This is a genomic window from Streptomyces sp. MUM 203J (genome assembly GCF_022414595.1).
Lineage (GTDB): Bacteria > Actinomycetota > Actinomycetes > Streptomycetales > Streptomycetaceae > Streptomyces.
The window spans coordinates 37,593-62,066 of the sequence record NZ_JADWYO010000037.1 but is presented as its reverse complement, the minus strand read 5'-3'; the positions used below and the strand labels follow the sequence as shown (position 1 = coordinate 62,066).

The following is a 24,474-nucleotide window of genomic DNA, read 5'->3' as shown; positions in this document are numbered from 1 at the left end:
CGGAAGGATGTTCACCTCCGCCCCACCAATCACGCAGGCGGCTTGACTTCGTCATTGAGACTCCTTCGTAGGGGGCCGCCTCGGGGCGGCGGCTGCCGGGCGGAGTCCGGCGGCCATCTCAAGCCTCGCGTCCGGCGGACGGCCGGCGGAGGTTCCGAAGGTCCCGGGGCGGGGTCCGGTGGGCTCTCCCGGACGCCCTGACGGGTCCCGTCCCGCCGAGGACGTACGGCCCCGTGCCGGTGCTCTCCGGACCTGCCGGTCCGGCGGTCGGCGCCGGAGGCTGGTAACGAGGAACCAGCACGGCCACCGTCGGCACGACGGAGAGGGGTGAGGACGGTGAGCATCCGTATCGTGGGCGAGGTGATGACCGACGAGGTCGTCCGGGCGTGCCCTGACACGTCCTTCAAGGAGCTGGCCCGGCTCCTCACGGCACATCGCATCAGCGGGCTGCCGGTCGTGGACGACGACGACAAGGTCGTCGGAGTGCTGTCGCAGACGGACCTCGTGCGGCGCCAGGCGGGCCGGCGGCGACGGCCGTCCGCCGTGGCGGGCGTCCAGGGCCCGTGGAGCCGGCCGCCCCGGAGGCACCCGCGCCTGCCGCACGCCCCGACGGCGGGCGCCCTCATGTCGTCCCCGGCGGTGACCGTGCACCCCGAGCAGCGTGTCGTGGACGCGGCACGCATCATGGAACGGCGCCGCGTCGACCGGCTTCCCGTGGTCGACGCGGAGGACCGGCTGATCGGCATCGTGACGCGCCGGGATCTGCTGCGGGTCTTCCTGCGGACCGACGAGACCCTCCGCGCGGAGGTCATGGACATGGTCCGGGCCCGTGTGCCGGAGCCCGTCCGGGACGAGGTCCGCGTGCAGGTGCGGGACGGGGTGGTGAGGCTGGAGTGCCCGGCCCGCGAGGACGTCGACACCACCGCGCTGCTGAGGGCCGCTTGGCGGGTGGACGGCGTGGTGGGCGTGACGTGCGGCCCGGCCGTCACGCCGCCGGACCGCCGGTGAGCGCGGGAGGAGCGGACGGCCGACGGGCCGTCCGCTCCTCCGCGCCGGCCGGGATCAGTCGGCTCTCAGTCCGTGCGCCCTGAACCGGGCGGTGACCCGGGCGATCAGTTCTGCGGACGGCGCAGGGGTGTCGCGCAGGGGGAACGGGATGCCCAGAGCCTCGTACTTGGGCGCGCCGAGTCTGTGGAACGGCAGCACGTCCACGCGTTCCACGCAGTCCAGCCCGGCGGCGAAGGCGGCCAGGCCGTCGACCGCGTCCATGTCGTCGGTCCAGCCGGGCACGAGGACGTAGCGGATCCAGGTGGCGATGCCGAGCCGGTTCAGGCGCGTGGCGAAGGACAGGGTCGGGGCGAGGGCGCCACCGGTGAGCCCGCGGTAAACGGCGGCGTCGAACGCCTTGATGTCCAGCAGCACCAGGTCGGTGTCGGCGAGCAGAGCGTCGTCCGCGCGGGCCCCGAGATACCCGGAGGTGTCGAGCGCGGTGTGCAGTCCCATCTCCTTGCAGCGGCGGAACAGCCCTGCGGTGAAGCGGGGCTGGAGGAGCGGTTCACCGCCGCTGACGGTCACTCCGCCGCCCGCGACGGTGAGGAAGGTCCGGTACCGCCCGATGTCCGCCGCCACCTCGTCCACGCCGGCGGGGCGGCCGTCGCGCAGGTGCCAGGTGTCGGGGTTCTGGCAGTACAGGCAGCGCAGCGGGCATCCGCTGGTGAACAGCACATAGCGGGTTCCCGGGCCGTCCACGCCGGTGGACAGGTCCCAGGAGTGCACTCGCCCGGTCACCGCCGCCTCGGAGGACCGGCCCGGCAGGGCGGGCTCCGCCGGGCGGGTGGTGGCGCGGGGGGTGCTCACGTCGCCTCGTGGAAGGTGCGGCTGATGACGTCCCGCTGCTGTTCGCGGGTGAGCCGTACGAAGTTGACGGCGTATCCGGACACACGGATGGTCAGGTCCGGATACTTCTCCGGGTGTTCCATGGCGTCCTCCAGGGTGTCCCGGTCCAGGACGTTGACGTTCAGGTGGAAGCCGCCGGACGCCGTGTACGCGTCGAGCAGTCCCGCCAGGTGCTGTGCCCGGTCCTCCTCGTCGCGGCCGAGCCCGTCGGGTGTGACGGTCGAGGTGAGGGAGATGCCGTCGCGGGCCTCGTCGTACGGGATCTTCGCGACGGACAGGGCCGAGGCCGCCATCCCGTGGAGGTCCCGTCCGTTCATCGGGTTGGCGCCCGGAGCGAAGGGCTGCCCGGCGCGGCGGCCGTCGGGCGTGCTGCCCGTGTGCCTGCCGTAGACCACGTTGGACGTGATGGTGAGGACCGACTGGGTGTGCTCCGCTCCCCGGTACGCCGGGTGGCGCCGCAGCTTCGCCATGAAGGAGCGGACGAGACCGGCCGCGATGCCGTCGGCACGGTCGTCGTTGTTGCCGTAGGCCGGGTACTCGCCCTCGGTCTCGTAGTCGACGGCCAGACCCGTGTCGTCGCGGATCACCCGCACGCGGGCGTGCCTCACGGCCGAGAGGCTGTCGGCGGCCACGGAGAGGCCCGCGACGCCGCAGGCCAGGGACCGCTGCACGGGGTGGTCGTGCAGTGCCATCTCCAGCCGCTCGTAGGCGTACTTGTCGTGCATGTAGTGAATGACGTTCAGGGCGTCGACGTAGGTCTCCGCGAGCCAGTCGAGGACGCGGTCGTACGCGGCGGCCAGCTCGTCGTGGTCGAGGTACCGTCCGGTCAGCGGAGGTGTGGGCGGGGCGACCTGCTCGCCCGTCATCTCGTCCCGGCCTCCGTTGATCGCGTACAGCAGGGCCTTGGCGAGATTGACGCGGGCCCCGAAGAACTGCATCTGGCGGCCCACGGCCATGGCGGAGACACAGCAGGCTATTGCCGTGTCGTCGCCGGTGCGGGGACGGGTGAGTTCGTCGGACTCGTACTGGATCGAGCTGGTGTCGACGGAGACCCGCGCGCAGAAGCGCTTGAAGGCCTCGGGGAGCCGGGGGGACCAGAGCACGGTCAGGTTCGGTTCGGGAGCGGGGCCGAGGTTGTAGAGCGTCTGCAGGAACCGGAAGGAGGTGCGGGTGACCAGGGGACGGCCGTCGGTGCCGATGCCTCCGATGGACTCGGTCACCCACGTGGGGTCCCCGGAGAACAGCTCGTCGTACTCGGGGGTGCGCAGGAAGCGCACGATGCGGAGCTTGATGACGAAGTCGTCGATCAGCTCCTGTGCACGGCTCTCGTCGATGAGCCCGGAGGCGAGGTCCCGCTCCAGGTACACGTCGAGGAAGGTGGAGGTACGGCCGAGGGACATGGCCGCGCCGTTCTGCTCCTTCACGGCCGCGAGGTAGCCGAGGTACAGCCACTGCACGGCCTCGTGGGCGGTGGCGGCCGGCCGGGAGACGTCGCAGCCGTATCCGGCCGCCATGCGGGTGAGCTCCTCCAGGGCGCGGATCTGCTCGGCCAGTTCCTCGCGGTCCCGGATGACGTCCTCGGTGGAGCTCCGGGCATCGAGGGCGGCGCGCTCGGCCCGCTTGGCCTCGATGAGGCGGTCCACGCCGTAGAGCGCGACGCGGCGGTAGTCCCCGATGATCCGGCCGCGCCCGTAGGCGTCCGGGAGGCCGGTGATGATGCCGGACCTGCGGGCGGCGCGCATCTGGGGGGTGTAGGCGTCGAACACCCCGTCGTTGTGGGTCTTGCGGTAGGTCCCGAAGACCCGGGTGACGAAGGGGTCCGGCTCGCGGCCGTAGGCACGCAGGCTGCTCTGCACCATGCGGAGCCCGCCGTTGGGCATGATCGCGCGCTTCAGCGGGGCGTCCGTCTGCAGCCCGACGATCAGTTCGCGGTCGCGGTCGATGTAGCCGGGGGCGTGCGAGGTGATGGTGGAGGGGGTGGCCGTATCGACGTCGAGGACGCCCTTGCGGCGCTCCTCCGGGAACAGCGCGGTGATCTTCCCCCACACCGCGCGGGTCCGCTCGGTCGGGCCGGACAGGAAACCGGAGCCTCCCTCGTACGGGGTGTAGTTGTCCTGGATGAAGTCGCGAACGTCGATCCGCTCGCGCCAGCTCCTCCCCTCGAAGCCCGCCCATGCCCGGCCGGTCCGCCTCTCCTGGGTCGGCACCTGTTCCGTCAGGGTCATCTCCGCCTCCGTACGGTCGGTCACGGGGCGCCTCGCCGGGTGCGCCGACGCCCGCCTGTCCTTGATGGTCGCCGTCCGGCGGCCTCCGCCCCCAGGGCCCCGGGGACTCGGTGGAGCCGCCGTCCGGCCTCGTGTCCCGGCCTGGCGGGGGCCGTTGGTCCTGCGGACCGGCCGGGGGGCGGGTCAGTCGTGGGGGACGACGGCCACGGGGGCTTCGCAGTGGTGGAGGACCGCGTGGGTGACGGACCCGAGGTGTGCGCCGAAACGCGCACGCCTCCTGCGGCGGCCGACCACGACGAGCCCGGCGCCGCGGCCGGCCTTCAGCAGATGCGGCACGGGGCGGCCCAGGCGGCAGTCGTGGGTCACCTCGACGTCGGGGTACCTGTGGCTCCACCCCCGCACCGACTGCGCCAGCGCCTCGTTCTTCGCGGCGGCCAGTTCCTCCTGGAGCGCGACCGCGGGCGCCACCGGCTCGGGGCCGTACAGCATCGGGAGGTGCCAGTCGTGCACCACGTGGAGTGCCGTGCGGTGCCGGTCGGCGTGGGCGAACGCGAACTCCAGCAGTTCGTCGCAGGGGTGGTCGATGTCCACGCCGAGCACGACCCGGCCGTCGGCGGGGCCGGGGCCGGTACGGGTGTCGTCCGCCGCGGCCGACACCCCGCCGACGGGCCCGTCGGCTCCGCCCGCGCGGACCAGGACGACCGGCCGCCCGCTGCGGGCCACCAGGGGCAGGGACACGGAGCCGGTGATGAAGCCGGCGAGGGCGCCGAGCCCCCGGGATCCGACGACCAGCAGCTCGGCGGCCTCGGCGGCCTCGCAGAGGACCTCGGCGGGGTCGCCGGGCAGCCACCGGGGCTCGACCTCCAGGTCCGGGTGGTCCTTGCGCACCCGCTCCGCCGTCTCGCGCGGGATGCGCTCGGTCCAGTGGCGCCGGGTGCCGGGGCTGACGACCGGAGTGTGCACGTCCGGTCCGAGGTCCCCCACGTGGAGCAGCCGCAGCGGCACACCTCGGGTACCGGCCTCTCGCGCGGCCCATTCGACGGCGGCGAGACTCTCTCGGGAACCGTCGAGACCGACGGTGACGGGACGGGACATGCGGGGACCTCCTGATCGCGGGCGGTACGACACGCCCAGCGTGGCGGCCCGCGCGGGATGGGCGGAGGGCCGCAGGTCCCCGATGGCGGGGCCAGGCAGGCCCGTGCCAGAAGGAAGGGCAAGAAGTCCCGCACTCCTCGCCACTCTCAACGTATAGCTCACCAGGGGGCTTGCGGCAAGGCCCCGGTGGTGGCGCAGAATCGTCGGCCGAAGCCAGGACCTGCGAAAACGGGGGCTGTTCATGCAAGACGTCATCATCGTCGGCGGCGGACCGACCGGCTTGATGCTGGCCGCCGAACTGCGGCTGCACGGCGTGCGGGTGCTCGTGCTGGAGAGGGACCCGGAGCCGTCCGCGTCCGTGCGCGCGCTCGGTCTGCATGTGCGCAGCATCGAGGTGATGGACCAGCGCGGTCTGCTGGAGCGGTTCCTCGCGCTCGGCACGCGGTACCCGGTCGGCGGGGTCTTCGCCGGCATCACCAAACCGGCTCCCGAGCGGCTGGACACCGCCCACGGCTACATCCTCGGCATCCGGCAGCCTGTCGTCGAGCGGCTGCTGGCCGAGCACGCCGTCGAGGCCGGCGCCGAGGTCCGGCGCGGCTGTGAACTCGTCGGGCTGAGCCAGGACGACCGGGGGGTGACCGCCGAGGCGGCCGACGGCACGCTGCTGCGGTCGCGCTATCTGGTCGGCTGCGACGGCGGGCGCAGCACGGTGCGCAGGCTGCTGGGCGTCGGTTTCCCCGGCGAGCCCGCCAGAGTCGACACGCTGCTGGGAGAGATGGAACTGACCGCGGATCCGGAGACGCTGGCCGCGGTGACGGCCGAAGTCCGCAAGACGCATGTGCGGTTCGGCGCCATGCCGCTCGGAGACGGCGTGTACCGGGTGATCGTGCCCGCCGAGGGCGTGGCCGAGGACCGTTCGGTCCCGCCGTCCCTCGACGCGTTCAGGCGGCAGCTGCGGGCGGTCGCCGGAACCGACTTCGGGGTGCACTCGCCGCGATGGCTCTCCCGCTTCGGGGACGCCACTCGGCAGGCCGAGCGCTACCGGGTCGGCCGGGTGCTGCTGGCCGGCGACGCGGCGCACATCCATCCGCCGACCGGCGGGCAGGGCCTGAACCTCGGCATCCAGGACGCGTTCAACCTGGGCTGGAAGCTGGCCGCCGAGGTCGCGGGCCGGGCGCCGGAGGGGCTGCTGGACAGCTACCACTCCGAGCGGCACCCGGTGGCCGCCGACGTGCTGGACAACACCCGCGCGCAGATGGCGCTGCTGTCCCCCGGTCCGGGTGCCTGGGCGCTGCGCCGGCTGCTGTCGGAGCTGATGGAAGTCGAGGAGGTGAACCGGCGCCTGATCGAGAAGGTCACCGCGATCGGGGTCCGCTACGACTTCGGTGAGGGCCACCCGCTGCTCGGCCGCCGGATGCGGGACGTGGCGCTGGGGCGGGGCCGCCTGTACGAGCTGATGCGCGGCGGGCGGGGGCTGCTGCTCGACCAGACCGGGCGGCTCTCGGTGGCGGGCTGGGCGGACCGGGTCGATCACGTCGTCGACGTGAGCGAGGACCTGGACGTGCCCGCGGTGCTGCTGCGGCCGGACGGCCACGTGGCGTGGGCCGGTGCGGATCAGCGGGAGCTGGAGGCGCGGCTGCCGAGGTGGTTCGGCGCGGCGGTCGGCTGAGCGCGGGCGAAGAGGGCCGTTCGGCGCTCCTCCACGGCAGGGAGGCCCTTCAGCAACTCGCCGCGCCGGGGCAGGGTGGTAATGGAGGCGAAGCGGCCGAGGAGGTTCTCATGAGCGCAGCACCCCGTGTCGTGAGCGACGTGATGACCCAGACGGCGGTGGCCGTGGGCAGCCGTGCGTCGTACAAGGAGATCGTCGAGCTGATGAGCCAGTGGGAGGTGAGCGCCCTGCCTGTGCTCGCGGGCGAGGGGCGGGTGATCGGCGTGGTCTCCGAGGCGGACCTCCTGCTCAAGGAGGGGTACCGGGAGGAGGACGCCGCAGTCCCGGACGGACGGCCGTTCGCCCGCGTGGCCAAGGCGGACGCGGTGTACGCCGAGGATCTCATGACGAGTCCGGCCGTGACCGTCCACGCGGACGCGCCGATCGCGGAGGCGGCACGGATCATGGCCCGGCGGCACGTCAAGCGGCTGCCGGTGGTGGACCGGCTCGGGATGCTGGAGGGCGTGGTCAGCCGGGGCGACCTGCTGAAGGTGTTCCTGCGCTCGGACGAGGACATCGCGGCGGAGGTCCGGGAGACGGTGCTGTCCGAGCTCCCGCGTGGGGCAGATGTGCGGGTGTCGGTCGAGAACGGGGTGGTGACGCTCGGCGGCAGGCTGCCGGAGCCGTCGTCGGCGCCGTTGCTGGCACGGGCGGTGCGGGCGGTCGAGGGTGTGGTGGACATCCGCGTGGCCCTGCGGAGCGGCGACGGATAGCTGGCGGGACAGACGCAAGCCGTCCGAGGGGCTGCCCCGCCCCTCGGACGAGCCGGGACTCCGCCCCGGACCCGGACGGCGCTCGCCCTCACACGCCGGACGGCCCGAAGAGACGGGTCCAGCCGGACTCAGCTCTCCCGGCGGGTGCGGCGCGGGCGCCCGGGGGCGGCACCCCCGGCTTCGGGACGGGCCGGGGCAGGGAGGAAGACCAGGTACGTCGGGCACCCGGCGTCCCAGTCCCGGTGCAGGGGGTCCCGTAGCAGCCGCACGCACGCCCCGGCAGGCGTCAGTACCGCGTAGTACAGGAGCGCCAGGGCCAGGTGCCCCGGCCGTCCGCGCCCCTCAGTCCATCGGGATCGCCGCACGCCAGTCGTCCTCCTCCCGCCACTCCGGCTGCTCCCGCTTGTCCAGCAGGAAGTCGCCGAGGACCAGCAGATCGATCCGGGTGCGCATGAAGCAGGCGTACGCCTCCCCGGGAGTGCGCACGATCGGCTCGCCCCGCACGTTGAAGGAGGTGTTCACCAGCACGGGGCAGCCGGTCCGGTCCCGGAAGGCCGTGAGGAGCGCGTGAAACCGCGCGTTGTGGTCGGCGGTCACGGTCTGTACCCGCGCCGACCCGTCGACATGGGTCACCGCGGGGATCGTGGAGCGCGGTACCCGCAGCAGGTCCAGGCCGGTCACCCCTGCGGCGGGCGCCTCTTCCTCCCGCCGCCGCGCCGCGGCGACCTGCGCGGTCAGCAGCATGTAGGGGCTCTCCTGCGGGAGGTCGAACCAGTCTCCGGCCTCCTCCGCGAGCACCGCCGGCGCGAACGGGCGAAAGGACTCGCGGAACTTGGTCTTGAGGTTGAGCGTGGACTGCATGGCCGGATCGCGCGGGTCCGCGAGGATCGACCGGTTGCCCAGGGCCCGCGGCCCGAACTCCATCCGGCCCTGGAACCAGCCCACCACCTTGCCGTCGGCCAGCTCCGCCGCGACCCGGGCCGCCAGTTCCGGCCCCGGCAGCCTGGTGGCCGGGGCGCCCCGGCCGTCCAGGAACGCGGCGATGCGCCCGGCCGGGTAGCCGGGGCCCAGCAGCGCACCCGCCATGGCGTCCGTACCGCGCTCCACGTGGGCCCGGGGCGCGCCCCGGCGGTGCGACTCGGCCAGGGCCGCGCCCAGCGCGCCGCCCGCGTCTCCGGCGGCGGGCTGCACCCACAGCTCGTCGCAGACCCCCTCGGCCAGTATCCGGCCGTTGGCGACACAGTTGAGGGCCACCCCGCCCGCCAGGCACAGCCGCCGCTCCCCGGTGCGCCGCAGCGCGGTACGGGCCAGCCGCAGCACCACCTCCTCGGTGACCTGCTGCACGGAGGCGGCCAGGTCGAACTCGCGCTCCGTCAGCGGGCCTTCGGGGAGCCGGCGAGGGCCTCCGAACAGTTCCTCGAAGGCCCGCCCGACCATGGTCAGCCCGTACTGGAAGGTGAAGTACCGCAGGTCCAGCCGAAAGGAGCCGTCCGGACGGACGTCGATCAGGCGCTCGCGGATGAGCGGCGCGTACCGGGGTGTGCCGTAGGGGGCGAGCCCCATCAGCTTGTACTCGCCCGAGTCGACCTTGAAGCCGCAGAAGTAGGTGAACGCCGAGTAGAGCAGGCCCAGCGAGTGCGGGAAGCGCAGCTCCGCGAGGGGAGTCAGCCCGGTGCCCCTGCCGTGCCAGAGGGTCGTCGTCGCCCACTCCCCGACGCCGTCGACACACAGCACCGCCGCGGTCGGGTAGGGGCTCGGGTGGAACGCCGACGCGGCGTGCGAGGCGTGGTGGCGGTGTGCCACCACGGGCGGAAGCGATCCTCGCGCCCGGTCCCGCAGCCGTGCCCGTACGTCGTCGAGGGCCCGGCGTTTCCAGGCCGTCCACTGCGGAAACGTCCGGCGGAACACGGGGAAGCCGTGCGGGGCCGTGGCCAGCCAGGTGGCCAGGACCCGGCGGAACTTGAGCGCCGGGTCCTCGTGGAACGCGATGGCCGCGAGGTCGTCCAGACGCAGCCCGGCCTCCGCCAGGCAGTAGTCGACGGCCTGCGCCGGGAAGCCCGGATCGTGGCGGCGCCGGGTGAAGCGCTCCTCCTGTGCCGCCGCGACCGGGACTCCGCCGGCCACCAGGGCCGCCGCGCTGTCGTGGTAGTAGGCGGAGATACCGAGGACCGGCCCGTCGGTGTCGGCGTGGCTGCCGGCTGAACGGCCCACGTCAGAAGAGCGGGTAGACGGAGGCGTCGTCCTCGGGCTGCCGCCGCAGCCGTGGGGCCGGGGCCACCCGCGCCCCGGTGGAGGACGGCCGTGCCTCCGCATCCGGCGACGGCTCCGGGCCGGAAGGCCCCGCCGTGGCGGATGGCGGCCCGGGCTGTGAGGTCCGCGTCGAGGCGGACGCCGACTCGGAACCGGGCGCCGGGGCGGAGGCCGGTGGCGGGACGGCGCGGCCGCCACCGGTGTGGTCCGGTTCGGCCGCCGACGCGGAGGGCGGTACCGGACCCGGGGGCCGGGGCGGGGTCGGCTTGCGGCGGCGCAGCCAAGGGACGAGGCTCCACCGCGCAGAGGTGTCCTCGGGCATCGGTCCGCTCCTCAGGTCAGGTCGAGACGGTGTGCCAGCTGCCGGGCGATCAGGTCATAGCCCAGGTCGGTGCAGTGCACGCGGTCGATGAACAGCCAGTCCTCGGGACCTGCGGCCTCGGCCAGCGCGGGGTTCATGTCCAGGAACGGCACCCCGAGCCGTGCGCACCCGGCGGCCAGCTTCCGCGCGTAGGAGCGGCCCACCGCCATGGTGGAGATGTCGTTGTGGAAGCGCCGGAAGTTGGACACCTCGTCCAGCTCCTCGAACAGCAGCCGCTCGCGGGTGAGCGGCTCCTCCCGCACCCAGGGCGCCAGCGGCTGGAGGACGAAGGCCAGCCTGGCACCCAGGGCGTCGGCGCAGAGCTTCCAGCCCCGTAGATGACGAAGCGTCAGTTCGCTGGCGTGCGCGACCCGGTGATCCGGTGGCGGTACGGCGTCGGGGGCGGGGCCGCAGTCGAAGAAGGCCCCGTGGCGTCCCTGCTGCTCCTCGGGGAGGCGGCTGAGTACCAGGTTGTTGACTCCCGACATCACCACGATGTCCGTGACAGCAGGGAGTTCGTGCTGGAAGAGAGTGAACAGCAGCAGCTCTTGTATGGAGTTGTGGCTCTGTCCCGCGAAGTTCAGCCATGGCAGCCGCGGCGCGTACCTGTTCCACAGCCGTGCGGTGACCGTGGCCGCGTCGCTCGTGGCGCCGACGCCGAACACCGCGGAGCTGCCCGCGAGCAGCCGCACCGGGCCGTCCGGGCGGTCGTCCCCGACGGTGGCCGGGTGCCCGCCGGGGCCGGGGGTGACCCGGAAGCCGTGCCGGTCGGTGGTGTAGACGGGGGTCTTCTCGTTGCCGTACTGGAAGTACCCCACATAGGGCTGGTCCTCCAGGACGAAGGTGTAGTGCTCCATATGCGGGGTGAACTCTGCGCGGGGCGAGGTCATCGCGGCGGGGCTCCCGTGTCGGAGGGCCTGTGGTGCCTTCTGGTGCTTCCGTGTGCTCAGGGCGCGGGCGAAGGCGCCGGGGGCGGGGGCTCGGGCAGCGAGCCGGGGCGGTCCTCGCGGATCAGGTCGGCATTGATGGCCATGCCCGCCAGTCCCCCGCTCGCCGCGGCCATGGCGGCCTGCTGCATGGTCCGCCCCAGGTCGCCGGCGACGTACAGGCGGGGCACGCTGGTGCGTCCGCGCTCGTCCGTCTGCACCGACTCCAGGTCGGGCGCCCGGAGCCAGGGGCGCAGCGGTTCCACACGCGGCTCGGTGTCCATGTGCAGGAACAGCGCCCCGTAACTCGCGCTCCGGCCGCCGTCGAAGACGACCTCGACGCCCTCGGGGTGCGGCCGGACCTCGTCGACCCCGTCGGTGACGACCGGGACCCCGGCGGCCGTCAGCCGGTCCCGCTCGCCCCCGGGCAGGTCGCGCCGGTCGGTGAGGTAGGTGAGGGAGTCCGACCACACCGTCAGGGTCGCGGCCAGGCACTCGCTGGGGACTCCGCCGCCGTACACGGCGAAACCGCGGTCGCGCACCTCCCAGGCGTGGCAGTAGGGGCATTCGAAGGCGGCCTTGCCCCACACCTGGTCCAGGCCCGGCACGGGGGGCAGCACCGAGCGCACACCTGCCGCGTACAGCAGGGTACGGCCCCGGAAGGTGCCCGACTCCTTGGTGGTGACCAGCACGTGGTCGCCGTCGGGTTCGGCGGACAGCACCTCGTCGTCCCGGAAAGTCACATCGTAGGACCCGAGTTGGGCACGCGCCCGGGCGCGGAAGTCGGAGACGGGCACACCGTCGTTGGTCAGCACGTTGTGCATGACGCCCGCGGCCATGTTGCGGGCGTCCCCGGAGTCGATCAGCAGGACGCGGCGGCGGGAACGCCCGAGGTAGAGAGCCCCGTTGAGGCCGGCCGGGCCCCCGCCGACGATCACCGCGTCGTAGGGCTGGGTGTCCATGGTCACTCCTTGTCGGGTAGGTCGCCGTGCGGAGAGGGGTCGGTGCGCAGGGGTGCGAGGAGCAGCAGGGCGCCCGCTGCCAGGACCGTGCCGCTCACCACGAAGGCCGCGGGCACGGACAGCCCCTTGGCCAGCAGCCCGCCGAGGGTCGCGCCGACCGGCATGGCGCCCCAGGCACACAGCCGGGACACGCTCATCACCCGGCCCTGGAGGTGCTCGGGGGTGAGTCGCTGGCGCAGCGACATCACGGGGATGTTCCAGCCCATCATGAAGACGCCGTTGGCGGTCAGGGCCAGCGCGGCGAGCACCGGGTGCCGGGCGAGTCCGAGCGCGGTGTACGCGAGCCCGGAGGCCACCAGGGACCAGCGGGCCAGCGGGACCACCGGGACCCGGTCCGCGGCGCGGGGGGCGAGCCAGCTGCCCGCGACGGCGCCCGCGGATCCGGCGGCGAGCAGCAGTCCGTACCCGGCCTCGCTCAGCCCCAGGGTCCGGGTGCTGAGCAGGACGAGCATGGAGAAGGTGGCCGAGAACACCAGGCCGTACAGGGTGCTGGCGGCCAGGGTGAGCCGGAGCGCGCGACGGCCCAGGACGAAGCCGATCCCCTCGCGGATGCCGTGCAGCACACCGCCGTCCCCGGCGCGGGGCGGCGCCCCGTCGTCACTCGTGCCCGCCCGGTCGCCGCCGCCCCCGCGTGCGAGCGGGGCGAGGCCCAGCAGCAGCAGTGCCGCCAACGCGTACAGCAGGCCCCCGGTGGCGAGGGCGACGGCGGCGGTGAGCCCTGCCAGGAGTCCCGCGACGGGGGGCCCGGCCGTCTCGTTCAGCACGATCTGCGCCGCCGAGAGCCGCCCGTTGGCCCGTTCCAGGTGCCGCCGGTCGACCAGGCGCGGCAGCATCGCGGGCGCCGCCGTGTCGGCCAGGGTCTCCGCGATGCCCAGGACGAAGGCCAGCGCGTACAGCGCCGGAAGCGGGCGGTCTCCGGTCAGCACCAGGGCGGCGCCGAGCAGCGCCGCGGCGCGGACCCCGTTGCTGACCAGGACGATCCCGCGGCGGTCCACCCGGTCCACGAGGACGCCCACGGGGAGGGCGAACAGCAGCCACGGCAGCATGTTGACCGCCGTGAGCCCGGCGACCGCGACCGGGTCGGGGTGGCCCGCGACCACCAGCAGGGGCAGCAGTGTACGGGTGATGCCGTCGCCCGCGTTGGAGGCGGCCGTCGAGGCCCACAGCCAGCGGAACGGGCGGCCCAGGTTCCCCCGGCGGGCCGGGCGGGTCCCGGAGGGGGCGGTGCTAGCCAACAACGCTCCCTTCGCCCCAGGTGCGCAGCCCGAGCAGCCGCTCGCCCAGCCCGGTCAGGCGAGCGGGCCCGTACAGCCGGGCCTCGTCCTTGCGTACGCCGCCCTCCGGCGGGTGCGGCGGGATCCGGTCACGCCAGAACCGCACCCTGGCCTCCCTGAGCCCGTCGTTGTCCTCCCAGGCCGGCGCCATGGTCAGGTACTGGGCCATGCGCACCCGGCGTTCGGACACATTGGGATGTACGCCGTGCGGCAGCAGGCTGTTGAAGATGACGAGGTCCCCGGATGCGACCCGGGGGGTGGTGATCTTGTATCCGGTGATGTCCGGGGTGAAGGGGTCGCGGTCCGCCAGCTGGCGGCTCACCCATGCGTCCCACTCGGTGAAGATCTCCGGCACACACTGGAAGCCGCCGATGTCCTCGTCGCCGTCGGTGAGGGACAGCACCGCCTGGCAGCTGACCGGCAGCGGGCGGGTGGAGGTGTCCACGTCCCAGTGGATGAAGCCGTCGAAGGCGCGCGGGCCCCGGTTGGGCGGGTTGACGTTGGCGAAGTCGATGGTCACCCACAGGTCGGTGCGGTCCCAGACGTCCACGAACGCCTCGTACACCCGCCGGGTCTGCCGGATGTCCCACTGGGCCTGGTGGTTGTACATCTCGACGAGCCCGCTGTGTCCGGGCAGCCGGTCGTTGCCGGTGTGCGGCGAGGTCCAGGTCGCGGGGTCGTCGGGGTCCATGTCCAGGAAGGAGCGCAGGCCCGCGGCGAGCGAGGCGGCAGTCGCGGCGGACACCGCCTGCCGGACGATCACATATCCCTGGGTGACCCACTGTTCCCAGTCCTGAAGGGACAGGACGCGCAGCGGTTCGGTCTTGCGGATGTCTCGCAGCTGAGCGGCGTGCGGCACGGGCACTCTCCAGGTGTGCGACGTCTGTACATGGTCCGTTGCGGCCGGCAGACGTGGACATCGCCGTTTCGGACAATCTGCCGGACCCGGGGACGGAGGCGGCGGAAGGCGTGACGGTACGGATCACTCGATGATCAGCCGGCTTCCGGGCAGCGCCACGGCGTCCAGCGCGGTTCCGTGGAGCAGCTCCAGTGCCTGGTCGAGGTGGTTGAGAATGGGACGGCCTCCGCTGTTGGCGCTGGTGTTGATCAGCACGGGCAGGCCGGTGCGCTCCCCCACCGCGTGGCAGAGCCGGTGCAGCAGGGGCTGGGTCCCGGGCCGTACGGTCTGGAGCCGGGCGGTGCCGTCGATGTGCCGCGCCTCGGCCAGCAGCTCGGCCCGGTCGGGGCGGACCCGCACGGCGAACAGCATGGCCTCGGTGTGGTCCAGGGGCCCGGTGAAGTACCGGTCGGCCAGCTCCTCGGGACAGATCGGCGCGACCGGCCGGAACCACTCCCTCTGCTTGATCGTCTCGGAGACATGGCGGCGGGCGCCGCTCCAGTGCGCCGAGACCAGCAGCGAGCGGTGCCCCAGGGCGCGCGGGCCGGTCTCCAGGCCGCCCTCCAGCCAGGCCACGCACCGCCGGTCGGCCAGCAGGCCGGCCACCGCCCGGACGAAGTCCTCGTCGTCGGCCGGGCGGCGGGTGCCCAGTCCGGCGGCCGAGGCTCGGAGCCGCACCGCCGGGTCGCCCGTCCGGCCCGCGGCGCCCTCGTCACGCTCCTCGCCGCCCTCCTCGTCGACTCCCTCCAGGGGCGGGCCGGCGTAGGCGAGCGGCGCCCACCCGGTGCGCCCGAGCAGGGCGGGCCGGTCGGCGGGGTCGGCGGCGGCGAGCGCCGCTCCCAGCGCGATGCCCGAGTCGTCGCAGCAGGTCGGCACGTACACGCGGGTGAACTGGCCGGACTCGACGATGCGGGTGTTCGCGGTGATGTTGAGCGCGCAGCCGCCCGCGTAGCAGAGCGTGGCGTACCCGGGGAAGCGGCGGCTGATGCCGGTGACCAGCCGGAGCAGGTCCTGTTCGACGGCCGTCTGGAGCGTGGCCGCCAGGTCCCGGCAGGTCCGGTCCTCGGGGCCGGTGCCGACCAGCGTCGTACGGCCGTCCCCGGTACGGATCTCGTCGGGGAAGACCGACCCGAAGGAGTGCACGACGTCATCGTCCGAGGAGTCGGCCAGGCCAGCGTCCAGGTATCCGCCGCTGTCCGGGTCGTACGTCCACCAACTGTCCGCGTACCGCAGGGCGGTGCCGGCCAGCCGGGCCTCGTCCAGCGGCTCGTACAGGCCGGGCGCGGCGCGGCGGGTGGACTGCGGCACGAGCATGGCGCGCAGCACCGGCAGCAGGGAGGGATCCGTCTCACCGGTGGCCGTGAGGCCGAGCAGCTTGCCGGTGTCGAACTGGCTGCCGTGGACGCGGCGGGCGAGCGCCTCGTAGACCAGGCCGAAGCGTGGGCCCGTCCGGTTGGTGAACGACATGACGGGGGTGAGCTGGTCGCCGTCGCCGAGACATACCATGCCGCACTCGGCGTAGTTGCCCGTCCCGTCCAGCGCCAGCACCAGGGCCCTGCGGGCGCCGGAGGTGTGGTAGGCGAGCGCGGCGTGCGCGTAGTGGTGACGGACGGCGGTGAGGGTGACGTCACCGAACTCCCGGGCCAGGGGCCAGTCCAGGGGCTTGATGACGCGGGTGACCGCGTCGGCCAGGCCGGTGCCGTCGGTCGCCGTCCAGCGGGCGTCCTCGTTGACCAGTTCGACGAGGGACGGGGGCAGTGTCCGGCACACCGGCGTGTACCAGTCGGCCACGGCGATCCCGGTGACCGGGGTCTCCGCCCGCTGCCGCAGCTCAGCGAGCCATGCGGCGGCGGCCTGCGGGAAGTCGCCGTTGCCGCCGCACACATGGCGCAGCCCGAGGCGCCGTTCGGCCTCGATGACGTGGTAACCGCCGGCCTGGGTGAGCGCGGCACCCGCGTCGTGGCCGAAGTGCATCCCTATGGTTGCCATGGGGTCGGTCATCCTCCGCCGGTCAGGACAGGGCCGCGAGGCTCTGGGTGTGGTGGCGTTCCAGCAGGCCCTGGACCACTTCGCGCATGTAGCCGCAGTAGCCCGGCGACATCACCTGGATCGAGCCGTTCTCCTCCTCCAGCGCGCCCGCCGAGCCGCCCGAGCAGGTGCCCTGGAGTTCGCACCCCTGGCAGCCGGGGCCGTTGGTGTAGGCCCTCATGCCGTAGTCCTGGTAGGCGGGTGAGGAGAAGATCCCGCGCCAGTCGTCGATGGTGCCGAGCTTGCGGGCGGTGGCCTTGCAGGCGAAGACGCTGCCGTTGGGCTCGATGGAGAGCTGGCGGCCGACGGCGGGGCAGGTCTTGTAGTCGGCCTGTTCGGCCCACTTGGCCTCATCGATGATCATCTGGAAGGTCTGGTACCAGTAGCCGCTGAGCTGCACGCCGCGTTCGCGTCCGTAGTCGACCGCGGCCAGCAGCCGCTGGGCGACCTCGTGCGGGCTGTGCTTGTCGAAGAACTCGCGGGCCTGGAAGGACACGATCACGTCCAGGGTGTCCAGACCCGCCTCCGCGACGAAGTCGATGAGCGGGGTGCCCCACTTGTCCCAGGTGTACTGGGAGAGGACGGTCGTGATGCTGACCGGGACGCCCGCTGCCTTCATGTCGAGGATCGCCTTGCGGACCACCGCCCACGGGGTGCGCTGCTGCTGTCCGCCGCGGAACTCCCCGGTCTCGGGGACCAGGTAGTCGATGGAGACGGTGGTGTCCACCCGGTGCCGGGCGAGCGCCTCCAGCAGTTCGTCGTCGATGCGCGAGCCGTTGCTGGTCAGGTCGTAGGAGAGGGTCACCCCGTCATGGCGGTCGCCGAAGGTGCGCAGCACGTGCAGGATGGTGCCTCGGGCGAGAGTCGGCTCGCCGCCGAAGAACGACACCGTCAGATGGCCGCCACCGTTGGCCTTGCGCAGCGCGATGGCCTCCTCGACGGTCTTCTCGGCCACCTCGCGCGACATGTGCATCGAGGGGTTGCGGCCCTCGTCCGAACCGTGGTTCCAGTCGCCCCTGGCCAGCGTGGGCCCCGAGTCCGGGCGGCCCGGCTCCGGGCGGGAGCGGCGCAGTTCGAGCAGGACGGGGCCGGGTTTCACGGATTCTCCGGAGGTGTTGCGCTCCTGGACACCGCCGTCGAAGTTGTAGGCGAAGCAGCCCTGACAGGAGAAGTTGCAGGCGTTGGTCAGCACCAGCTGGATCGAGGAGTGGAACACGCCGGTGCCGAGCGCGTTCTGCCGGTTCTCCAGCAGTTCGTCGATCTCGCGCGCCTCGTCGTGACCCGCCTCGACGAGGAACCTCGCTTCGAGGAGGTCGCGCAGCGAGTCCTCGTCGAGGCGCCCGCGCAGCCGCTCCCAGCTGACGCCCTCGGAGGCGTCCCGGAGAAGATCGACGACATCCCGGTCGATCAGCCGCGCATTCCCGAAGAGCGAATGGAAGGCCATGGTCCGGTCATCGCCCTCATAGGAGTCGAGCCGCCCTCCGAACGACGAGAAATCACGGTCGCCCGCGGCACGGAGAGTACGCACGTATCGCGAGGACTGATACAGGGAATTCTGCATGGCTGAAGACTTCTCCAATGCGGCATTGCGGCGACATAACGCCGGAGAAAAGGACCATGACGCGAAACCGCGCGAGACGGGCCGGTCCCCGGCCCGGGGCGCGCGGCTGAACCGGGGCCCGGCCGCCGGGCGGGGCCCCGGGGAACCTCAGCCCCTAGCGCTGCACGTGCGCTTTCCGCTGCTCAGCAGGGGCGGAGACGCTGTCCGCCTGTTTATGGACGGGCGTGATGGTCGGGGCGTTGCCCTTGTCCGGCGACACGAACGCGCACGGGCGGGACGACGCGGTGACCGCGGGTCGGGTGACCTTCTTGACTTCGGCCATGTGGCCTCCTCGGTAGGTGCGACACACGAGGCCATCAGTAAAGCAGCGGGTCGGATACGCGAAAAGGACTCCATCCGGACAAGAACGTAGGTCCGTCAGGGCCATTGATCCGCTTCCGCTTTCCGGAATCCCCTCCGGAGGGATTCCCGTCCGGGGATCATTTCCGGAGCCGCCCCGGAGGCCCCCGGACCTCCGCGAGCTGTGCCTTCTGCCCGGAGGGCGCCCGAACGGAACGGCCTTCGTGCCCGTACATGACGTCAGGCCGGCCCGGTAAGGACGGGGCGCGCGTGACGAGAGGCGTGATGGAGATGGCTGCGATCAACGGAACAGGGGTGCCCCGGCGGTGGCTCAGGAGCACCGCCCTGCTCGCGTGCGGAGCGGTGGCTGCCGGAGGCCTCACGGCGGCCGGCGTGGCCCTGGCGCAGCCGGAGACGGCGAGTGCCTCCAGCCACCGGGAGGCGCCGCTGATCTCCGCCCAGCCGCAGTTCGACACGACGGACCTGTACGCGTTCGTGAGCCCCGACCATCCCGACTCGACCACACTGGTGGCGAACTGGCTGCCGTTCCAGGAACCGGGTGGCGGGCCGAACTTCTACCCGTTCGCCCAGGACGCGCGCTACACGTTCCACGTCGACCAGGACGGGGACGCCCAGGACGACCTGGTGTACCGCTTCACGTTCGAGGACCATCGCAAGAACGAGGACACGTTCCTCTACAACACCGGTGTGGTGGAGAGCCTGGATGATCCGGACCTCAACTTCACGCAGACCTACGACATCGAGCTGATCCGGCTGAAGCACGGGAAGGCCGCCTCCCGGCATGTGCTCGGTCGGCGGCTGCCGGTCGCGCCGTCGAACGTCGGCAAGGCCTCCATGCCGGACTACAAGGCGCTGCGCGACCAGGCGGTGCGAGAACTCCCCGGCGGCCTCAAGGCGTTCGCCGGGCAGGCCGACGACCCGTTCTTCCTCGACCTGCGGGTCTTCGACCTGCTGTACGGCGGCGATCTGAGCGAGGTCGGAAACGACACGCTCCGGGGCTACAACGTGAACACGATCGCCCTCCAGGTGCCCAGCGCCTACCTCCGGGAGTCGGAGCGGCAGCCCGTCGTCGGTGTGTACACCACGACGGAGCGCAAGAACGCCCGGGGAGACTGGACGCAGGTCTCCCGGCTGGGCATGCCTCTCGTCAACGAGGTGGTCAACCCGCTGAAGGACAAGGACAAGTTCAACGCGTCCTCGCCGCAGGACGACGCGGACTTCCTGAAGAACGTCACGGAGCCGGAGCTGCCCAGGCTCATCGAGCAGATCTACGAGATCAAGGCCCCGGAGGAGCCGCGCAACGACCTCGTCTCGGTGTTCCTGACGGGAGTGGAGGACCTGAACCAGCCGCCGCACGTCACGCCTTCGGAGATGCTCCGGCTCAACACCTCCGTCAAGCCCGTCGCGGAGCCGAAACGGCTCGGTGTGCTGGACGGGGACAACGCGGGCTTCCCGAACGGGCGGCGGCTCACCGACGACGTGGTCGACATCGCACTCCAGACCGTCGAGGGCGAACTTCTCGGCGCGAAGAACGATCTGGGCGACGCGGTCGACGCCAACGACAAGGAGTTCCTCGGCCACTTCCCCTATGTGGCGCTGCCCCACGCAGGGTCCGACGTCCGGGACACGGCGGCGTCGGCGAAGTCCGGCGTCACGGGGCTGACGGGCGGCGGCTCGTCGGTCACGGCGGGCTGGGGGACCGACACGACGATGCTCGTGTCCGCGGCGTCGGGAGCCGTGGCGGTCCTGCTCGTCTGGCTCGGCGTGAAGGGGCTGCGGGGGCGCCGGCGGCCCGCGCGGCGGTCGTGGCTGGGCTGACACGGGGGTGAGTGAGGCGACGAGGAGGAAGAGAGGCCGGATGCTCCAGTGGAAACCGCGAGGTCCACGCGGGCCCGAACGGGACGCGGCGGCCAGGCGGCGGGTGCGGATCGCCGCAGTCGTGATGGTGGCGGCGGCGTTCACCGGCGCCGCCCCGGTGGCCGGGCCGCCGGGCGTCACCACAGCCGGGGACGGGCAGCCCGGGTCCGTGCTCGCGGCGCACGGGGCCGCCGCGTCAGCGGGGTCCGGGCGGCCGGACCACGACGTCCGGGCGCTCCAGCGGCACCTCGGAGAACGTCCCGGGGACGCCGCCGGATGGTCGGCGCTCGGTCTGGCATACGTCGAGCAGGCGCGGACCGGCGGCGATCCCACCCGGTACCCGCAGGCGGAGAAGGCGTTCGCCCGTTCCCTGCGGCTTCGCGCGGCCGAGGACAACGACGCCGCGCTCGCCGGACAGGCGGCGCTCGCCGCCGCACGGCACGACTTCACGTCCGCGCTGCGTCTCGCGGACCGGGCGCTGCGGGTGAACCCGTACAGCGAACGCGCCCTGTCCACCCGGGTCGACGCCCTCGTCGAGCTGGGCCGCTACGGTGAGGCGCGCGAGGCGGTGGAGCTGGCCGACCGCCGACGCCCCGGCGTCCCGGTGTTCACCCGGTACGCGTACGTACAGGAGCTGCACGGCGATGCGGACGGGGCCCGCCGGGTGCTGACGCGCGCGCTGGGCTCCGCGTTCACCACGGGCGACCGGGCGTACGTGGCGACGGAACTCGGGCATCTGGCGTTCGGCCGGGGCCGGTTCCAGGAGGCGCTGCGGCACTACGCCACGGCCCTGCGCGCGGAGCCCGGGTATCTCCCGGCGCTGGAGGGCCGCGGGCGCGCCCGGGCCGCTCTCGGGCGGACCGGGCCCGCTCTGCGCGACCTCGAGGAGGTCGTACGGCGCAGTCCGCTGCCCGGCAGCCTCGCCTCGCTCGCCGAGCTGTACGCGGCCGACGGGCAACGCGCACGGGCGGAGGAGCAGTACGCGCTGGCGGGTGTCTGGACCCGGCTGGCGCGGGCGAACGGAGTGGCCACCGACCTGGAGTCGGCGCTGATCGCCGCGGATCGGGGGGACGGCGCGGAAGCCCTGGCCGCCGCACGCTCCGAGTGGTCCCGGCGCCACAGCGTCCACGCGGCGGACGCGCTCGCCTGGGCGCTGCACGCGAGCGGGGAGGACGAGGAGGCCCTGGTGTACGCGCGGAGAGCGACGGCCGCGTCGCCCGGCTACCGGAACGCGCTCTTCCTCTACCACCGCGGCATGATCGAGCACGCGCTGGGCGACACGGAGGCCGGGAGCCGCCATCTGCGGGAGGCACTGGAGCTGAACCCGGGCTTCTCGCCGGTGAAGGCGCGGGAGGCGAAGAGCGTGCTCGCCGCGCCGGCCGGGCCGGGAGGGGGCGCGTGAACCGCCGCTCCGTGACCGCCCGTGCCGCCCTGACCCTGGTGGCGGGGTCCGCCCTGGCCGTGTTCTCCGCGGCGGCGGCACAGGCCCACCCACTGGGCGACCTCACGGTCAGCCAGTACGACGGACTCGTCCTCTCCCCCGGGAAGCTGACGGTGGATCATGTGGAGGACCTGGCGGAGATCCCGGCCGCGCAGGAGGGCGGCCGCGTCGACGCCGACGGGGACGGCCGTTCCTCGGTGCCGGAACTCTCCGCGTGGGCGCGGGCCCGCTGCGACCGTGCGGCGCGCGGGGCCCGGCTCACCGTCGGCACGGACTCCGGAGAGCGGAGGGCGGTGGGCGTCGAGGCGCGCGATGCGCGGGCCGAAGAGCGTCCGGGGCAGGCCGGGCTGCGGACCCTGCGGGTGACCTGTGAGCTGACGGCGGCGCTGCCGCGCGGCGCTTCGCTGAGCCTCGGGTACGAACCGGCCGCCGTCGCCGCCGGACCCGGATGGCGGGAGATCACCGCGCGGGGCGACGGCACGGTGATCTCCGGCTCGGACGTGCCGCGCGCCTCCCGCTCCCGACGGCTGGCCGCGTACCCGGACGACCTGCTGTCCTCACCGCCCGATGTCCGCTCCGCCTCGCTCGCGGTCCGTCCGGGGGGCGCCCCGCTCGAACGGACCTCACCCGACCGGGACGCCTCCCCGGCGGCGGGCGTACTGCCGCGCGCGGCGGACCGCTGGGCGGACACCCTGACAGGGCTGGTGGCCCGGCGCGAGCTGACCGCGGGGTCCGCGGCGCTGGCGATCGGCGTGTCGCTGCTGCTGGGGGCCGGGCACGCACTGGCCCCGGGCCACGGCAAGACGATGATGGCGGCGGCTGCGGCGGCGCGTGGCCGGGGGTCGCTGCGGGAGGTGCTGACCCTCGGCGCGTCGGTGACCCTCACACACACGCTGGGGGTGCTCGTCCTCGGCACGCTGATCGTGGCGGGTTCTGCGGCGGCGCCCACGGTGGTGTCCTGGCTCACGGTCCTGAGCGGCGCGGCCGTGGCCGCCGTCGGAGCACTGCTGGTGCGCCGGGCCTGGCGACGGAGGCATCTGCCGCACGGGCACTCACACGATCACGGGCACGGGCACGGGCACGACCACGGGCACGGGCACGGGCACGGGCATGAGCACGACCACGGCCGCCCGCGCTCCCCCGGTACGCGTGGGCTCGTCCTCATGGGGCTGGCCGGCGGTCTGGTGCCGAGCCCCTCGGCCGTCGTCGTACTGGTCGGTGCGGCCGGTCTCGGGCAGGCGTGGTTCGGGTTCCTGCTGGTGCTCGCGTACGGAGCCGGGCTGGCGCTCACCCTGTCCGCGGCAGGGCTGGCGGTGGTCCGGATGCGTGACACCGCGGCACGCAGGCTGGCCCGACGGCCCCGGGGCCGACTGCTGGACCGGGTCCACCGCCTGGCGCCGCTCGGCACCGCCGCGGTCGTCCTCGTGCTGGGCTGCGGGCTGCTGACGCGGGGCGTGACGGCCACGCTGGGCTGAGGCGTCAGCCCCAGGCCCGCGCGTACCGTCGCCGGTAGCTCCGGCGGTCCCGGGCGGAGCGCAGAGCACGGCCCACGACGAGCAGGGCGAGGCTCGCGGCGATCACCGACAGACCGGGCACGAGGCTCCGGGGGGTGGCGAACGGCAGGAACCCGGGCCCGCGCCCGTCCGCCGCCCCCACCGGCCCCGCCGCCCCCGGCAAGGTGTCTCGCGGGCCGCTTCCCGGGCCGGGAGACGGGGCCGCGGCGACACCGCCGCCGCCGGGGGCCCCGTCCGGCACCGCCAGCCGCACACCGAGCGCCTCCATCGCCGTGGTGACCGGCTGGAAGTACGTGGTGCCCCCGTCCGTGCAGTCGCCCGTACCGCCGGACGTCACCCCGAGCGCCATGCCCTCGGCGAACAACGGGCCTCCGCTGTCGCCGGGTTCGGCACAGACCGTGGTCCGGATCAAGCCGGTCACGGTGCCCTCGGGGTAGTTCACCGTCGCGTTCAGCGCGGTAACCCTGCCCGTGCGCAGACCCGTCGTGGCACCGCTGCGGAACACCTCCTGGCCGACGACGGGTTCGCCCGCCCCCGTGATCTGTATCCCCCGTCCGCCACCGACGTTCACGACGGTGCCGTTCGCCGGGGAGCCGGCCCCCGCCCCGGCGGCGAGCGACAGGTCGACGAGCGAGAAGTCGCCACCCGGAAAACGCCCGGCCACCGTACGCCCGACCGGCCGGGACCCGCCCGCGTCCTGCGACCACGCGGTGCCGACAGGCCCGCAGTGCCCGGCCGTGAGGATGAACTCCCTCCGCCCGTCCGTCACATGGAAGCCCGCGGAACAACGTCCACCGCTGGAGAACACGGGTTCCGCACCGTTGACCCGGGCGGACAGCACACCAGAGATCCGCTCCATGTGCACGACACCGCCGCTCTGTTCGGCGCGGCGCGACAGACTGGACCAGTCCGCGGCCGAGACGGTGCTGTCCGCCTGGACGAGGACCCGGTTGCCCGCGTAGTCCATCGCCCAGGCCGTGCCGGGCACACGGGGCGCCGCACGCAGACCGTCCACGGCCGACCGCAGCCGGACCATGCTGTGCCGCACGGTCTTCGCGCGCGCCCCGGCGCGTACCGCCTCGGCCCCGGCCTCCGCGTCCGTCACGGCGACGACGGGACGTCCGTCGGCTCCGATCCAGGTTCCGGCGGTACGGGAGGGGCCGAGTCGCTCCACCAGGTCGGCGCCCGTACGGTCCGGCCCGACGGCCGGCCTGCGCGCGGGCTCATCCGCCAGGGCGCTGGTCACCATCAGCGAGCCGCAGAGCAGCCCGCCGGCCGCCGCGAACCGGGCGGCCCTTCGCACGCTGCGCCGTGCACGGCTCATCGATCCCCCTGTTCTCCGCGG

General features: G+C 73.4%; 19 protein-coding genes. 6 read left to right on the top strand and 13 right to left on the bottom strand.

The genetic code is table 11. The features are described from left to right. Positions 1 to 336: 336 nt before the first annotated feature. Positions 337 to 1,008, top strand: coding sequence for a CBS domain-containing protein (locus tag I3F58_RS19140; protein ID WP_240109851.1), 672 nt, complete (start codon positions 337 to 339; stop codon positions 1,006 to 1,008). A 54-nt stretch (positions 1,009 to 1,062) separates the two neighbouring features. On the opposite strand, the gene pflA is transcribed toward I3F58_RS19140, so the two are convergent. The 3 genes from pflA to I3F58_RS19125 all read right to left on the bottom strand — a co-directional run bounded on the left by pflA (position 1,063) and on the right by I3F58_RS19125 (position 5,216). Next, entirely contained in the window at positions 1,063 to 1,815 is a 753-nt protein-coding gene (gene pflA, locus I3F58_RS19135; protein ID WP_240109856.1) for a pyruvate formate-lyase-activating protein, read from the bottom strand. A gap of 38 nt (positions 1,816 to 1,853) precedes the next feature. After that, positions 1,854 to 4,121: a formate C-acetyltransferase gene (gene pflB, locus I3F58_RS19130; protein ID WP_240109855.1), complete on the bottom strand. Its 2,268-nt coding sequence runs from the start codon at positions 4,119 to 4,121 to the stop codon at positions 1,854 to 1,856. Between the two features lie 183 nt (positions 4,122 to 4,304). Beyond that, entirely contained in the window at positions 4,305 to 5,216 is a 912-nt protein-coding gene (locus I3F58_RS19125; protein WP_240109850.1) for a universal stress protein, read from the bottom strand. A gap of 241 nt (positions 5,217 to 5,457) precedes the next feature. Here I3F58_RS19125 and rox point away from each other — a divergent pair, with 241 nt between their 5' ends. Together rox and I3F58_RS19115 are read left to right on the top strand one after the other, a co-directional pair. Next, complete coding sequence (gene rox, locus I3F58_RS19120) at positions 5,458 to 6,885, top strand: rifampin monooxygenase (protein WP_240109849.1); 1,428 nt, start codon at positions 5,458 to 5,460, stop codon at positions 6,883 to 6,885. Positions 6,886 to 6,995: 110 nt separating this feature from the next. After that, complete coding sequence (locus I3F58_RS19115) at positions 6,996 to 7,637, top strand: CBS domain-containing protein (RefSeq protein WP_240109848.1); 642 nt, start codon at positions 6,996 to 6,998, stop codon at positions 7,635 to 7,637. 128 nt (positions 7,638 to 7,765) lie between these two features. Here the strand turns inward: I3F58_RS19115 and I3F58_RS19110 are convergent, their stop codons facing one another. From I3F58_RS19110 to I3F58_RS19070, 9 genes are all read right to left on the bottom strand, one after another. Then, a complete protein-coding gene (locus I3F58_RS19110) occupies positions 7,766 to 8,002 on the bottom strand; it encodes a hypothetical protein (RefSeq protein ID WP_240109847.1) in 237 nt (78 codons plus the stop codon). Then, a complete protein-coding gene (locus tag I3F58_RS19105) occupies positions 7,980 to 9,848 on the bottom strand; it encodes a carbamoyltransferase N-terminal domain-containing protein (RefSeq protein WP_240109846.1) in 1,869 nt (622 codons plus the stop codon). Before I3F58_RS19105 ends, I3F58_RS19110 begins: the two co-directional genes overlap by 23 nt. 372 nt (positions 9,849 to 10,220) lie before the next feature. Then, a complete protein-coding gene (locus tag I3F58_RS19100) occupies positions 10,221 to 11,138 on the bottom strand; it encodes an SGNH/GDSL hydrolase family protein (RefSeq protein ID WP_240109845.1) in 918 nt (305 codons plus the stop codon). Positions 11,139 to 11,194: 56 nt separating this feature from the next. Next, complete coding sequence (locus tag I3F58_RS19095) at positions 11,195 to 12,136, bottom strand: NAD(P)/FAD-dependent oxidoreductase (protein WP_240109844.1); 942 nt, start codon at positions 12,134 to 12,136, stop codon at positions 11,195 to 11,197. 2 nt (positions 12,137 to 12,138) lie between these two features. Beyond that, complete coding sequence (locus I3F58_RS19090; RefSeq protein ID WP_240109843.1) at positions 12,139 to 13,431, bottom strand: MFS transporter; 1,293 nt, start codon at positions 13,429 to 13,431, stop codon at positions 12,139 to 12,141. Continuing rightward, complete coding sequence (locus tag I3F58_RS19085; protein WP_240109842.1) at positions 13,424 to 14,329, bottom strand: phytanoyl-CoA dioxygenase family protein; 906 nt, start codon at positions 14,327 to 14,329, stop codon at positions 13,424 to 13,426. The genes I3F58_RS19090 and I3F58_RS19085 overlap by 8 nt, the downstream gene beginning before the upstream one ends. Positions 14,330 to 14,452: 123 nt before the next feature. Further along, positions 14,453 to 16,357 carry a carbamoyltransferase C-terminal domain-containing protein gene (locus I3F58_RS19080; RefSeq protein ID WP_240109841.1) on the bottom strand — a complete coding sequence of 635 codons (1,905 nt, stop codon included), beginning with the start codon at positions 16,355 to 16,357 and terminating at the stop codon, positions 14,453 to 14,455. 22 nt (positions 16,358 to 16,379) lie between these two features. Beyond that, the gene (locus tag I3F58_RS19075; protein ID WP_240109840.1) at positions 16,380 to 17,840 is read right to left on the bottom strand and encodes a radical SAM/SPASM domain-containing protein; all 1,461 of its coding nucleotides are present in this window, start codon (positions 17,838 to 17,840) and stop codon (positions 16,380 to 16,382) included. 271 nt (positions 17,841 to 18,111) lie between these two features. Continuing rightward, complete coding sequence (locus I3F58_RS19070; RefSeq protein WP_240109839.1) at positions 18,112 to 18,279, bottom strand: hypothetical protein; 168 nt, start codon at positions 18,277 to 18,279, stop codon at positions 18,112 to 18,114. 308 nt (positions 18,280 to 18,587) lie between these two features. Between I3F58_RS19070 and I3F58_RS19065 the strand changes: the two genes are divergently transcribed. From I3F58_RS19065 to I3F58_RS19055, 3 genes are read left to right on the top strand one after another with little or no spacing between them, the layout of a single operon-like run. Then, the gene (locus tag I3F58_RS19065) at positions 18,588 to 20,135 is read left to right on the top strand and encodes a DUF4331 domain-containing protein (RefSeq protein WP_240109854.1); all 1,548 of its coding nucleotides are present in this window, start codon (positions 18,588 to 18,590) and stop codon (positions 20,133 to 20,135) included. 40 nt (positions 20,136 to 20,175) lie between these two features. Then, positions 20,176 to 21,576, top strand: coding sequence for a tetratricopeptide repeat protein (locus I3F58_RS19060; RefSeq protein ID WP_240109838.1), 1,401 nt, complete (start codon positions 20,176 to 20,178; stop codon positions 21,574 to 21,576). Then, positions 21,573 to 23,090, top strand: coding sequence for a nickel transporter (locus I3F58_RS19055; RefSeq protein ID WP_240109837.1), 1,518 nt, complete (start codon positions 21,573 to 21,575; stop codon positions 23,088 to 23,090). Before I3F58_RS19060 ends, I3F58_RS19055 begins: the two co-directional genes overlap by 4 nt. 4 nt (positions 23,091 to 23,094) lie before the next feature. Here I3F58_RS19055 and I3F58_RS19050 read toward each other — a convergent pair whose 3' ends face one another. Continuing rightward, a complete protein-coding gene (locus I3F58_RS19050) occupies positions 23,095 to 24,453 on the bottom strand; it encodes a S1 family peptidase (protein ID WP_240109836.1) in 1,359 nt (452 codons plus the stop codon). Positions 24,454 to 24,474: the final 21 nt, after the last annotated feature.

Excerpts from the sequence above, each read along its gene's own strand:
- I3F58_RS19080 (WP_240109841.1), bottom strand. The coding sequence starts at position 16,357 with ATGGCAACCATAGGGATGCACTTCGGCCACGACGCGGGTGCCGCGCTC.
- I3F58_RS19065 (WP_240109854.1), top strand. The coding sequence starts at position 18,588 with ATGGCTGCGATCAACGGAACAGGGGTGCCCCGGCGGTGGCTCAGGAGC.
- I3F58_RS19115 (WP_240109848.1), top strand. The coding sequence starts at position 6,996 with ATGAGCGCAGCACCCCGTGTCGTGAGCGACGTGATGACCCAGACGGCG.
- I3F58_RS19050 (WP_240109836.1), bottom strand. The coding sequence starts at position 24,453 with ATGAGCCGTGCACGGCGCAGCGTGCGAAGGGCCGCCCGGTTCGCGGCG.
- pflB (WP_240109855.1), bottom strand. The coding sequence starts at position 4,121 with ATGACCCTGACGGAACAGGTGCCGACCCAGGAGAGGCGGACCGGCCGG.
- I3F58_RS19100 (WP_240109845.1), bottom strand. The coding sequence starts at position 11,138 with ATGACCTCGCCCCGCGCAGAGTTCACCCCGCATATGGAGCACTACACC.
- I3F58_RS19075 (WP_240109840.1), bottom strand. The coding sequence starts at position 17,840 with ATGGCCTTCCATTCGCTCTTCGGGAATGCGCGGCTGATCGACCGGGAT.
- I3F58_RS19070 (WP_240109839.1), bottom strand. The coding sequence starts at position 18,279 with ATGGCCGAAGTCAAGAAGGTCACCCGACCCGCGGTCACCGCGTCGTCC.
- I3F58_RS19060 (WP_240109838.1), top strand. The coding sequence starts at position 20,176 with ATGCTCCAGTGGAAACCGCGAGGTCCACGCGGGCCCGAACGGGACGCG.
- I3F58_RS19125 (WP_240109850.1), bottom strand. The coding sequence starts at position 5,216 with ATGTCCCGTCCCGTCACCGTCGGTCTCGACGGTTCCCGAGAGAGTCTC.
- rox (WP_240109849.1), top strand. The coding sequence starts at position 5,458 with ATGCAAGACGTCATCATCGTCGGCGGCGGACCGACCGGCTTGATGCTG.
- I3F58_RS19095 (WP_240109844.1), bottom strand. The coding sequence starts at position 12,136 with ATGGACACCCAGCCCTACGACGCGGTGATCGTCGGCGGGGGCCCGGCC.